The organism is Roseovarius halophilus (ex Wu et al. 2025) (genome assembly GCF_047086965.1).
In genome coordinates, this window is the sequence record NZ_JBKOTX010000171.1 from 1 (window position 1) to 11,478 (window position 11,478).

Annotated in this window: 11 protein-coding genes and 1 tRNA gene; 4 read left to right on the top strand and 8 right to left on the bottom strand. The window is 68.0% G+C overall.

The genetic code is table 11. The annotated features are described in order from the left end of the window. On the top strand, positions 1-1,772 hold a 1,772-nt coding region (locus tag ACH107_RS24830; protein ID WP_412508230.1), incomplete at its 5' end, for a peptidoglycan -binding protein. Here ACH107_RS24830 and ACH107_RS24835 read toward each other — a convergent pair. From ACH107_RS24835 to ACH107_RS24855, 5 genes are all read right to left on the bottom strand, one after another. Further along, positions 1,769-2,689 carry a prephenate/arogenate dehydrogenase family protein gene (locus tag ACH107_RS24835; protein ID WP_412508231.1) on the bottom strand — a complete coding sequence of 307 codons (921 nt, stop codon included), beginning with the start codon at positions 2,687-2,689 and terminating at the stop codon, positions 1,769-1,771. The two genes, ACH107_RS24830 and ACH107_RS24835, sit on opposite strands and share 4 nt — an antisense overlap. Next, complete coding sequence (hisC, locus tag ACH107_RS24840) at positions 2,689-3,771, bottom strand: histidinol-phosphate transaminase (RefSeq protein WP_412508233.1); 1,083 nt, start codon at positions 3,769-3,771, stop codon at positions 2,689-2,691. Before hisC ends, ACH107_RS24835 begins: the two co-directional genes overlap by 1 nt. Positions 3,772-3,882: 111 nt before the next feature. Next, positions 3,883-4,503, bottom strand: coding sequence for a 30S ribosomal protein S4 (rpsD, locus tag ACH107_RS24845; protein WP_310690666.1), 621 nt, complete (start codon positions 4,501-4,503; stop codon positions 3,883-3,885). Positions 4,504-4,666: 163 nt separating this feature from the next. Then, positions 4,667-5,683, bottom strand: a complete 1,017-nt coding sequence (locus ACH107_RS24850) for a hypothetical protein (RefSeq protein WP_412508235.1) — start codon at positions 5,681-5,683, stop codon at positions 4,667-4,669. A gap of 60 nt (positions 5,684-5,743) precedes the next feature. Next, complete coding sequence (locus ACH107_RS24855) at positions 5,744-7,366, bottom strand: AMP-binding protein (protein ID WP_412508236.1); 1,623 nt, start codon at positions 7,364-7,366, stop codon at positions 5,744-5,746. Between the two features lie 144 nt (positions 7,367-7,510). Here ACH107_RS24855 and ACH107_RS24860 point away from each other — a divergent pair, with 144 nt between their 5' ends. Then, positions 7,511-8,167: a sulfotransferase family 2 domain-containing protein gene (locus tag ACH107_RS24860; RefSeq protein WP_412508238.1), complete on the top strand. Its 657-nt coding sequence runs from the start codon at positions 7,511-7,513 to the stop codon at positions 8,165-8,167. 61 nt (positions 8,168-8,228) lie between these two features. Here ACH107_RS24860 and ACH107_RS24865 read toward each other — a convergent pair whose 3' ends face one another. Next, positions 8,229-9,092 carry an N-formylglutamate amidohydrolase gene (locus tag ACH107_RS24865; RefSeq protein WP_412508240.1) on the bottom strand — a complete coding sequence of 288 codons (864 nt, stop codon included), beginning with the start codon at positions 9,090-9,092 and terminating at the stop codon, positions 8,229-8,231. 148 nt (positions 9,093-9,240) lie between these two features. Here ACH107_RS24865 and ACH107_RS24870 point away from each other — a divergent pair. Together ACH107_RS24870 and ykgO are read left to right on the top strand one after the other, a co-directional pair. Beyond that, a tRNA-Val gene (locus tag ACH107_RS24870) sits at positions 9,241-9,315 on the top strand. Between the two features lie 75 nt (positions 9,316-9,390). Continuing rightward, positions 9,391-9,516 carry a type B 50S ribosomal protein L36 gene (gene ykgO, locus ACH107_RS24875; protein WP_010141322.1) on the top strand — a complete coding sequence of 42 codons (126 nt, stop codon included), beginning with the start codon at positions 9,391-9,393 and terminating at the stop codon, positions 9,514-9,516. A 103-nt stretch (positions 9,517-9,619) separates the two neighbouring features. On the opposite strand, the gene ACH107_RS24880 is transcribed toward ykgO, so the two are convergent. Next, positions 9,620-11,002, bottom strand: coding sequence for a peptidoglycan-binding protein (locus ACH107_RS24880; RefSeq protein WP_412508242.1), 1,383 nt, complete (start codon positions 11,000-11,002; stop codon positions 9,620-9,622). Further along, positions 10,965-11,270 carry a hypothetical protein gene (locus ACH107_RS24885; protein WP_412508244.1) on the bottom strand — a complete coding sequence of 102 codons (306 nt, stop codon included), beginning with the start codon at positions 11,268-11,270 and terminating at the stop codon, positions 10,965-10,967. The genes ACH107_RS24880 and ACH107_RS24885 overlap by 38 nt, the downstream gene beginning before the upstream one ends. Positions 11,271-11,478: the final 208 nt, after the last annotated feature.

The following is an 11,478-nucleotide window of genomic DNA, read 5'->3' on the forward strand; positions in this document are numbered from 1 at the left end:
CGGGCGGGTCCACGTTCACCGTCTGCGGCTGGCGGTCTCGTGGCGGCCGCACGACCGGGCCAAGTTCCTCCCACGCTTGCGCCATGGCCGCGGCCCGGCGCGCCGCGCTGGAGTCGCTGATCGCCGATCTTGAGAACGCCAATACCGCCGCCGACGATCGCATCGCCCGGCTTGAATCCGAAACCGAAAACGCCGAGGCGCGCATATCCGAGCTTGAACAGGCCCGCCTGGCCGAGGCTGCCGCCGCCGAGGCCCTGCGCGAACGGTTGGAGAACGCGGATGCGGAACTGACGGCCATGACCCTGGCGCTGGAGGAACAGCGCCGAGAGGCCGAGGAAACCCTGACCCTGCTTGCCGCCGCCGAGGCCGCCCGCGACGAGTTGGACCAGAATCTCGCCAATGCCTTGCTGGCCAAGCAGCAGGCCGAGGACGCCCTGGCCGAAGCCCAAGGCAACACCGCGGCCATCGACGAGCGCCTGGCCGCTGCCCTGTCGCAACTGGAACAAACCGAAGGGAGCCTGGCGCAGACCCGGGCGCAACTGTCCGAGACAGAAGAGGACCTGTCGCAGTCGCAGGGGCAGCTTGCCCAGACCCAAAGAGACCTGTCCGAGACCCGGGCGCAACTGTCCGAAGCGGAAAGCCAACTGGCCCAATCCCAAGCGGCCCGCGAGGAAATCGCCGCCCGGCTGACGGCGGCGCTGGCCGCACAGGACCAGACCGAGACCGAGCTGGACGCCGCGCGCAGTGCCCTCGACGAGGCCCTGGCGCAACAGGACACCGAACTTGCCCAAATCGAGGAACAGCTCGCCGCCGCCGTGCTGGCAAGGCAACAGGCGGAAACCGACCGGCAAGACCTGCAAGCCCGCCTGGCCGAGGCCCTGCTGGCCGCGCAGGAGGCCGACGCCGCGGCCCAGGAGGCCGCCGCGGACCGCGCCAGCCTGGAAGAGCGCCTGACCCAGGCTCTGGCCGCCCAGGCCGAGGCCGAAGAAACCGCCGCCACCCAAGCCCGCCGCGAGGCCGCGCTTCTGGCCCAGGCCAACCGCGAACTGGCCGAGGAAGAGGCCCTGTCGGCGGAAAGTCAGCGCCGGATCACCGCGTTGAACGAGCAGGTGGCCACCCTGCGCAATGAACTGGGCCGCTTGCAGAATCTGCTCGAGGTCGCCGAGGACGCCGAGGCGGACTCGCAGCTGCAGATCGAATCCCTGACCCAGGACCTCAACAGCGCCGTCATCCGCGCCCTGGCCGCCGAACGCCGTGCCCGCGCCCTCGAAGAGGCCGAGGCCGAACGGTTGGCTGCCGAGGCCGAGGAGCTGGAGAAATTCCGCTCGGACTTCTTCGGCCAGGTCCGGCAGGCAATCGAGGGCCGCGCGGGCGTGCGCATCGAAGGCGACCGTTTCGTGTTTTCCTCGGAGGTGCTCTTCGAGCCGGGCGAGGCAGACCTGTCACCCGATGGCGAGCGCGAGATCGCCGAGGTGGCCGGGCTGCTGCGCGACATCGCCGCCGAAATCCCGCAGGGGATCGACTGGATTATCCGGGTGGACGGACATACCGACAACGTCCCGCTGTCGGGCGACGGCGAATACGCCGACAACTGGGAACTCAGCCAGGCCCGCGCTCTGTCCGTCGTGCGCTACATGACGGATTTCCTCGGCATCCCGCCCGACCGTCTGGCCGCGAACGGCTTTGGCCAGTATCAGCCCATCGCCGAGGGCGACAGCGACGCTGCCCGTGCCCAAAACCGCCGGATCGAGCTGAAACTGACCGAACGCTAGCCCTTGCGCAGGGGCGCGCGGCCGAAGTCGGGCGCCTCGGTATCCTGACCGGCCTCGATGATGCCGCGGCGGATGGTCCGGGTGCGGGTAAAATAGTCGTGCAGCATCTCGCCGTCGCCCTGCCGGATCGCCCGTTGCAGGGCGAAGAGTTCCTCGGTGAAGCGGCCCAGGATTTCCAGCGTCGCGTCCTTGTTCGTCAAGAAGACATCGCGCCACATGGTCGGGTCGCTGGCGGCGATGCGGGTGAAATCCCGGAACCCGGCGGCGGAATACTTGATGACCTCTCTGTCGGTGACGCGGCGCAGGTCGTCTGCCACGCCAACCATGGTATAGGCGATCAGGTGCGGCGTGTGCGAGGTGACGGCCAGCACCAGATCGTGATGATCCGCGTCCATCTCGTCGGTGCTCGACCCCAGCCCCTGCCAAAAGCGGTGCAGCCGCGCGGTGGCCTCGGGGGTGGCCCCGTCGGGGACAAGAATGCACCAGCGGTTGTCGAAAAGCTCGGCAAAGCCCGACCGGGGGCCGGACTGTTCCGTGCCCGCCAGCGGGTGGGCGGGGACGAACTGCACGCCATCGGGCAGATGCGGCGCGACCGCCTCGATCACCGCGCGCTTGACCGAGCCAACGTCGCTGACCGTGGCCCCGGGCTTTAGCACGGGTCCGATCTCTTGCATCACCGCCCCCATGGCGCCGACCGGCACGCAAAGCACCACGAGATCGGCATCCTGCACCGCCTCGGCGGCGCTGTCGCAGACGCGGTCACACAGGCCGATCTCGCGCGCCGTGGCACGGGTTTCCGGCGAGCGCGCGTATCCGGTAACCTCGCCCGCCAGCCCGGCGCGCCGAATCCCCCAGAACATGGACGAGGCGATCAGCCCCAGCCCGATCAGCGCAACCTTGTCGTATTCCTGCGCCATTACGCGCCCTTTCGCCAGTCTTGCAGGGCCGCGATCAGGTGGCCGGTCTGTGCGGTATCGCCAACGGTCATGCGCAGACCTTCGGGAAAGCCGTAGCCGGGAACGCGGCGGACGATGATGCCGGCATCAAGCAGCGCCTGATGCGCCCTGCCCGCCTCGGCCGCGTCGGCAAAGCGCGCCAGCACGAAGTTCGTGTGGCTGTCGTCGCAGGCGATCCCCAACTGGCGCAGGGCCCCGGTCAGGCGCGCGCGTTGTTCGCTGTTCAGGACCACGCAACGCGCGGCCCAGTCTGGATCACGCAGGGCCGCTTCGGCCGCGGCCAATTGCACACCGGACAGGTTGAAGGGCTGGCGGATGCGCGTCAGCACCTCGATCAGGGACTTTGGCCCGTAGCCGAAGCCGATGCGCAGCCCGCCCAGCCCGTAGAGCTTGGAAAAGGTGCGGGTCATGATGACGTTGTCGCGGCCGCGCACAAGCGCCGCGCCCCCGTCATGCCCCTCGGCATATTCGATGTAGGCACAGTCAAGCACGAGGATGACATGCCCGGGCAGCCCGTCGGCGAGCCGGGTCAACTCCTCGACCGGCAGGATCGTGCCCGTGGGATTGCCGGGATTGGTCAGCATGACGACGCGGGTCCGGTCAGTTACGGCGGCGAGGATGGCGTCGATATCGACCACGCGGTCCCGTTCCGGCACCTTGACCGGCGTGGCCCCCGCCATGTGCGCCAGGATCGGATACATGGAAAACCCGTGCGCGGTATGGATGATCTCGTCGCCTGGCCCGGTGAAGGCCTGGCAGACGAATTGCAGCACCTCGTCCGAGCCAACGCCGCAGATCACGCGGTCGGCCTCGAAGCCATGCACCTCGGCAATGGCCGCGCGCAGGTCAGCGTGGTCTGTCGGCGGGTAGAGATGCGCCGTTTGCGCAGCCTGCGCGATGGCCGCGACGGCGGCGGGCGGCGGGCCGAGCGGATTCTCGTTCGACGACAGCTTGAGCACGTCAGTCCGCCCGGCGATGGCCGATTGGCCCCCGACGTAAGGCGCGATTTCCATAATGCCGGGCTGGGGCGCGATCTTGGTCATCCGGGTCTCCTTGTGAGTGGTTTTAGCGCCGCTGCGGGGGGACGACCACCCGCAAATGCAAAGGGCCGCGGCGGTATCCCGACGCGGCCCCGGCACGAAACAAGGTGTCGATCAGTTCTGCGCGTAGAATTCGATGACGAGGTTCGGTTCCATGATGACCGGATAGGGTACATCCGACAGGCCGGGGGTGCGCGTGAAGGTCGCGGTCAGCTTGGAATGGTCAACGTCGATGTAATCGGGCACGTCGCGTTCGGGCAGTTGCGTGGCCTCAAGCACGACGGCCAGTTGCTTGGACTTGTCGCGGACCTCGACGACATCGCCTTCCTTGACGCGATAGGAGGGGATGTTGACCTTCTTGCCGTTCACGCGGACATGGCCGTGGTTCACGAACTGGCGCGCGGCGAAGATGGTCGCGACGAACTTGGCGCGGTAGACCATGGCGTCGAGGCGGCGCTCCAGCAGGCCGATGAGGATTTCACCGGTGTCGCCGCGCAGGCGCTCGGCCTCGGCGAAGATGCGGCGGAACTGCTTTTCGGTCAGGTCGCCGTAGTAACCCTTGAGCTTCTGCTTGGCGCGCAGCTGCAGACCGAAGTCGGACACCTTGCCCTTGCGGCGCTGGCCGTGCTGGCCGGGGCCGTATTCGCGGCGGTTCACGGGCGACTTGGGGCGGCCCCAGATGTTCTCGCCCATGCGGCGGTCGATCTTGTACTTGGCAGTCGTGCGTTTGGTCACGGCTGATCTCCTTCGTTCAGGTTGCGAAGGGCGTTGTCCTCCTTCCCGGTCTATCCGGGACGACAGGTTTCCCCTTGCGGGGTCCACCAACACCAATAAGCGGGGCGCATACGCGCGCCGGGCGGGGCTGTCAACCGCCATCGCGCACACACCGGCCAGCCTGTCAGGTGCAGATGCCCTGGATGCTGATCCAGTCGCCATCCGACAGCAGCAGCGGGGCCTCGCGGCCCGCCATCGGGTCTGCCTCGATCAGGGCCAGCGTACTTTCGCCGGTGATGTCGCGAGCATAGGCGTAGGGCGTGCTGGGCACCTGCGCGGCATCGAAGAACGCGATCAGCCGGTCGGTGTCCAAAGCGGCGGGCCGACGCGTCAGCAGGGCCTCGGCATAGCCGCGCAGCGCCTCGGACGGCAGATCGCCGGTGGTCAGCAACTTCACCGTGGCGCCCAGCCCGGCATGCTCCAGCACGGCGACCAGCGGGTCCTCGGCCTGGCCCCGGCCCAGCGCGGCCAGAACGTGGCCGGCCACCGCCGCCGGGTCTTCGGTGTCCTCGACCAGGTCGCGGGTCATGACGATCAGACCGCCGGGCAGGTAGAGCGCCCGGTCCGGACCATCCGGCACGATGACGATCTGCCCGCCCGCCTCGGGGCCCAGCACCCGTTCATGCAACCGCGCCAAGGCGTCGGTGCCCAGCGGCGTGCGGCAGCTTGGCCCGGTCAGCCGCTCGATATGGCCCAGAAGCCCGGCACCGATCTCGGCCCGCTTGACCGACGGGACCACCGATTGCGCCTGCCGCACCAGCGCGCCGGGCAGCCAGAAGACCGCCAGGGCCACCAGCGCCAGCGCCACGGCCGCAAGCCCGAGGTTGCGCAACCGCCCGGGACGGGGCCGGGCCCGCAGGATGGTCTTGCGCACCTTCTCGATGGCGTCGATCATTACGGCGTCGGCGATCTCGAGCGTCTCGTTGCCCTCGGGGTCGGGGCTGAACAGTGCCGGACGTTCGCCGGGATTGATCCGCGCGATGGCCGGCAGCGACCAATGCGCCAGCGCCCGCCCGGCGCTGTCGGTGATCACGAGGGTGGCATCGCCGAACGTCAGGATCACTTCGCGCCGCTGATCCTGCGGATCGGCGCGCCAGAGGCCTTCGCTCTCCAGCCGTGCGAATTCCTTGAGTGCGGTCATCTGCGGGGCCTGCCCTGCCACCTTGATTGGCGGCAGGATAGGGCAGATCGCGCCGCGATGCTACTTGAAGTGATTGCGCAGCTCGAACTTCTGGATCTTGCCGGTCGAGGTCTTGGGCAAGTCCCGGAAGACCACCTTCTTGGGCCGCTTGAACCCGGCCAGCCGGTCGCGGGAAAAGGCGATCAGGTCTTCCTCGGTGCAGGCATGGCCATCCTTCATCTCGACGAAGGCGCAGGGAACCTCGCCCCATTTGTCGTCCGGCATGGCGACCACGGCACAAAGCAGAACGTCGGGATGATGCATAAGCGCACCCTCGACCTCGACCGAGCTGATGTTCTCACCGCCCGAAATGATGATGTCCTTGGACCGGTCGGCGATCTTCATGTAGCCGTCGGGATGCTGGTAGGCGATGTCGCCCGAGTGGAAATAGCCCCCCTTGAAGGCCTCTTGCGTGGCCGTGGGGTTCTTGAAGTAGCCCTTCATCACCCCGTTGCCGCGGAACATGATCTCGCCCAGGGTCGCGCCGTCCATGGGGACCTGGTCCATGCTGTCGGGGTCCATGACGGTGGTGTGCTCGATCACCGGCATGCCGACGCCGGTGCGGCCCTTGATCTCGTAGCGTTCGTCCTCGGGCAGGTCGTCCCATTCCTCTTGCCAGAGGCACTCGTTGGCCGGGCCGTAGGTCTCGGTCAGCCCGTAGACCTGGGTGACGTGAAAGCCCAGCGGCTCGATCGCCTTGAGCGTGGCAACGGGGGGCGGGGCCCCGGCGGTGAAGACCTCGACCAGGTGGTCGAAGGGGCGGCGTTCGTCGTCGCGGGCGTTGATCAGGGTGTTGAGCACGATGGGTGCGCCGCCGAAATGGGTCACGCCCTCATCGGCGATGGCGTCGTAGATGCTGGCGGCGGTCACGTCGCGGCAGCAGACCACGGTGCCGCCCAGCACCGGCATCATCCAAGTGTGACACCAGCCGTTGCAATGGAACAGCGGCACGATGGTCAGGTACCGCGGATAGAGCGTCAGCCGCCAGGACACCACCTGCGCCATGGCGTTCAGATAGGCGCCGCGATGGTGATAGACCACGCCCTTGGGCCGCCCCGTCGTGCCGGAGGTGTAATTGAGCGCGATCGACTCCCATTCATCCTCGGGCATGATCCAGTCGAAATCGGCATCGCCCGTGGCGATCATGTCCTCGTAGGTCATGGCGTCCGAAACGGCATGGACACCGGCCTGATCGTCGGGCGCCTCGATCATCGTGGGGGCCGGGCCTTCCATGCGCTCCAGGGCGGCGGCCAGCGTGGGCATGAACTGCGAATCGCAGATCACCACGCGCGCGCCGCCGTGGTCGAGGATATAGGCAACCGTATCGGCATCGAGCCGGGTGTTGATCGCATTGAGGACCGCGCCACAGGCCGGCACGGCGAAATGCGTTTCCGCCGCCGGAGCCACGTTGGGCAGGATGGTGGAGACAACGTCGCCCGGTGCCACGCCCAACTTGGCCAGCCCCGAGGCCAGACGGGTGATCCGGTCGTGATACTGGGCATAGCTGCGGCGGATGCTGCCATAGACCAGCGCCTCGCGCTCGGGCCAGATCGAGACCGCGCGGCGCAGGAAGGACAGCGGCGTAAGCGGCGCGTAATTGGCCGCGCATTTTTCCAGCCCGGTCTCGTCGGAAAGCCATCCCATGTGATCTGTCCTTCTACTGATCCTCGCTCTCAGCGGACTATGCTGCGACCGCGCCGTCAAGGCAAAGGGTGTTAGCCCTAACGTGGTCGGATCCATTGCGAAAATCCGTTCCCTGCCGCCGCGAACCGCCGTATCCTTGTCACCATGATCCTGTCGCGCGGCCGCCGCTACATCTTTGTGCATATCCCCAAGACAGGCGGCACCTCCATGGCGCTGGCGCTGGAGGACCGTGCCATGGCCGATGACGTGCTGGTGGGCGACACGCCCAAGGCCCGGCGGCGGCGCAAGCGCCTGAGGGGCATCCCGACCGCCGGGCGGCTGTGGAAGCATTCGACCCTCGCCGAGGCCGAGGGGCTGATCACCCGCGAGGAGATGGCCGAGCTCTTCACCTTCACCCTTGTCCGCAACCCCTGGGACCGGTTGGTCAGCTATTACCACTGGCTGCGGCACCAGACATTCGACCACCCGCAGGTGGCCCTCGCGCAGGCCCTGCCCTTTTCGGCGTTCCTGCATCATGCGACGACCGAGCGCGCGATCCGCTCCACACCCTACCGCCGCTACATGACGGATGGCGCGGGGCGGGAGCACTGCGATCTCTACTTAAGGCTGGAGTATTGGGCCGACGATTCGGCCCCGTTGCGGGCCCATCTGGGCTTCGACCTGGCCTTGCCGCACAGCAACCCCTCGGACCGGGCGCCGGACTGGCGCGGGTATTACACCGACGACGACGCGGCCCGCGTGGCCCAGCTTTGCGCCGAGGACATCGCGCGTTTCGGCTACGGCTTCGACGACGGGGCGTGACGCGCCCGCCAAATCCCTTCCGACCCGCCCGCGTGCAAAGGCCGCGGGGCACGATGACCGGCTACTCGGCCGCGACCGGCCTCTCAGAGGGCCGCCCGATATCGGACAGCGCCGCGATCACCCCGTCCAGGATCGACTTGAGCGCGGCATAATCGGCGCTGGCCCGGATCGTCGCCTCGTCCAAGTAGAGCGCCCGGTTGATCTCGACCTGCACGGCGTGGCGCTGGCGCGCGGGACGGCCGTAGTGCTGACAGATATAGGCCCCCGCAAAGGGCATGTTGCGGGCCACCTTGAAGCCCGCCTCGGCAAAGGCGGCCTCGATGCGGTCCACGACCTCGGGCGCGGCCGAGGCACCGAACCGGTCACCCAGCACGACGTCTGGCCGGGCGCCGCCCAGCGGGCCGATGCTTTCCAGCGCCTCGTGCGGCATGGAGTGGCAGTCGATCAGGATCGCCTCGCCAAAGGTCGTGACGGCGTCGTCCATGAGCGCCTGCAGCCGGTCGTGGTAGGGGCGCCAGTGATCGCGGATGCGGCCATGCGCCTCCGACAGGCTGATCTTGCCACGATAGATCGGCCGCCCGTTCGAGACGACGCGCGGGATCACCCCGAGCCCCGAGGCGATGCGCGGGTTGTGCGCCCCCCGCCCCAGCCCGCTGATCACCGCCGGGTCCAGCTCGTCGGCCCCGCGGTTGAGATCAAGAAAGGCCCGCGGCGCCCATGCGGCCAGCAGCGGCGCCCCGTGGTCCACCGCCCCCGCGAAGAGATCGTCTACAAAGGCATCCTCGGAGGACCGAATCTGCGCCTCGGTCAGAATCGTCGCCGTCATGAAAGACTCGGGATAGGCGCGCCCGCTGTGGGGCGAGGCAAAGACCGTCGCGGTGGTGCGGCGGCGCGGCTGTGACAGGGTGAAGGCTGGTGCGGTCATGACTACTCCTTGCCGGGTAGTCTAGCCCGTTTCGGGGATTTGCCAAAAGCCCTTGATCCCCGTTGCGACTCTTTATATAGCCCGTGCTACCCGACGCGGTTCGCCCGCGTCCTGTTTTGTTACAGGACATGCGAATGGCCGACGGCAAGGGCGATTAGCTCAGTGGTAGAGCACTTCGTTGACATCGAAGGGGTCACTAGTTCGAACCTAGTATCGCCCACCATGGAATATCGTGCCCGAAAAGGCGCAAAATGCAACCCAAGGCGCATCGCCGCGCCGCGACAGAAGGATCAGCGCCATGAAGGTTCGCAATTCCCTCCGCTCGCTCAAGCAGCGTCATCGCGATTGCCGCGTCGTGCGCCGCAAGGGCCGGGTCTACGTCATCAACAAGACCCAGCGTCGGTTCAAGGCCCGCCAGGGCTGACCCCGACCGAGGACAGACATGAAAGGCCGCGTCCGAAGGGGCGTGGCCTTTTGTATTGGCACACCCGCCCTCCAGCGTCCGACGAAGTCCGACGAATGGCCCCTCAGCGCCCCGTGGCCCCGGCCATGAGGCGCACCAGCGTCGCCTGGTCGACATAGCCCGTGGGCGGAAGGCCCTGCCCCTCCTGGTAGCGCCGCAAGGCCCCACGGGTCTCGTCATCTATGACGCCGTCGAGCGGCCCCGGCGACAGGCCCAGGTCGCGCAGGCGCAACTCCAAAAGCTGCGCGCGCACCCCGCTCAGTTGCAGACGCTCTTCCTGCGCGCGGGCCGTGGCAATCTCGTCGTCCGAGACGTCCGGCCCCTGCATCCGCGCGATACGGGCGCGGGCCTCCTCGGCGAAGACCCCGTCGGGCCAGGCCGCCAGATAATCCTCGTAGGCGGCGACCGTGTCATCGGCATCCGCGAAGCCCCAGGCCGAGCGATCGGCAAGGTCCGCGGCGTCCTCGCGCTCGGAGTCGATGGCCGCCAGGCGGCGCTCGGCCACATCGGCGAAAAGCCCCTCGGGATAGCGGCTCAGATAGGCGCGATAGCCCGCCTCGTCGCCCAGCGCGCCGGTCTCGGCCCAGTATTCACGATCCAGCCGCTCGGCCTCGGCCCGTTCGCGTTCCTCCTGCGCGGCGATCTCCGCGCGGCGCCGTTCGGCCTGCGCGTCCAGACGGTTGATCTGGCCACGGGTCAGATAGCTGGTCTGCGGATAGCCGTTGGATTGCTGCCAGTTGGTGACGGCCTGTCGGGTCCCGGGGCCGAAGATGCCGTCGATGCCGCGCGTGTTATAGTCGAGGACATTGAGGTTGCGCTGCACCGTGCGGCGCTCGCCGGCCGACAGCGACAGCGCCTCTTCGGCCAGGCGCGCATCACGGTTGGGCTCGTCCAGGATGGCGCTGATCCGCTCTTCGGCGAGGTCCACGAAGCGGCCATCGGGAAAGGCGCGGATATAGGCGCGGTAGCCGTCCACGTCGTCATCGGCCTCTGCCGCGTCCCAGGCGGCGGCCTCGGCGATCAGGCGATCCTCGTCGGGGGTCTCGGGGTCTTCGGGGAAGGCTTCGATCGCAGCGGGCATCGGCGACCAGCCGGGCATCAGGAACCCGGCTACCACAAGGTCGGAGCGATCTTCGAGCGCCACCGAGAGATCGGCCGAGGGTTCGACCAGATCGTTTTCCATGAAATCGGCCACATCCGAAGGGTCGCCACGCAGCACCGTGAGCCCCTGCGGTATCTCAAGCGCGCCCAGTCCGGGGCGCAGCACCGGCCCGGACAGATCGGGGTCGCGCGCATCGCCGGGCGCGAGCAATAGAATGGCCTGCCCGGGCCGGGCCGCAAGAACCTGCAACAGGCTGTCCACCGAGAGCGCGTAGGCGCGCATCCCGAACAGCCTTGGGTCCTGCGCCTCAGCGGTCAGCAGCCAGTTGCGCCGCCCGTCGGTCACGAAATGCCCCGACAAGCCGTTCCGCGGTCTCTGCGTCCTCGGCAAAGGCGGCGGCCACGTCATGGGCAACATCGCCGCGCGGATTGGCGCGCGCCTGCACCGCAAAGCCCAGGCTGCGCAGCCCCTCCTGCGAGTCCAGCAGGTTGTCGGCCCGAGAGACACGGTCAAGCCGCTCGTAGCGTTCGACCCCGAGAATCAGCGCCGCGTCCTCGGCCTGTGCCAGAAACGGCGTGGCGCTCAATGCGGTTGTCAGCAAAAGGCGGCGCATTTTGGTCTCCTTTCCTCAGGTATCAAGGCGGCGGCGCTGGCCGCGGCGGCCGACGCCCCCGGACCTACAGCGGCAGGGTGGCCGCCCCGGTCCGGCGACATGCTGGACGCAGCCCATGCGCTGCCGAGCGCCTGAGACATGGCCGGGCCACGGCCGGCCCGGCCGATCCGCGCACCCCGAAACAGAGGAGGACTGGTGGGAGGTCGAG

What these genes read in the sequence shown, in the direction of transcription:
- ACH107_RS24835 (WP_412508231.1), bottom strand. Translation starts at nt 2,689, where the DNA reads ATGGCGCAGGAATACGACAAGGTTGCGCTGATCGGGCTGGGGCTGATC.
- hisC (WP_412508233.1), bottom strand. Translation starts at nt 3,771, where the DNA reads ATGACCAAGATCGCGCCCCAGCCCGGCATTATGGAAATCGCGCCTTAC.
- ACH107_RS24850 (WP_412508235.1), bottom strand. Translation starts at nt 5,683, where the DNA reads ATGACCGCACTCAAGGAATTCGCACGGCTGGAGAGCGAAGGCCTCTGG.
- ACH107_RS24855 (WP_412508236.1), bottom strand. Translation starts at nt 7,366, where the DNA reads ATGGGATGGCTTTCCGACGAGACCGGGCTGGAAAAATGCGCGGCCAAT.
- ACH107_RS24860 (WP_412508238.1), top strand. Translation starts at nt 7,511, where the DNA reads ATGATCCTGTCGCGCGGCCGCCGCTACATCTTTGTGCATATCCCCAAG.
- ACH107_RS24865 (WP_412508240.1), bottom strand. Translation starts at nt 9,092, where the DNA reads ATGACCGCACCAGCCTTCACCCTGTCACAGCCGCGCCGCCGCACCACC.
- ykgO (WP_010141322.1), top strand. Translation starts at nt 9,391, where the DNA reads ATGAAGGTTCGCAATTCCCTCCGCTCGCTCAAGCAGCGTCATCGCGAT.
- ACH107_RS24885 (WP_412508244.1), bottom strand. Translation starts at nt 11,270, where the DNA reads ATGCGCCGCCTTTTGCTGACAACCGCATTGAGCGCCACGCCGTTTCTG.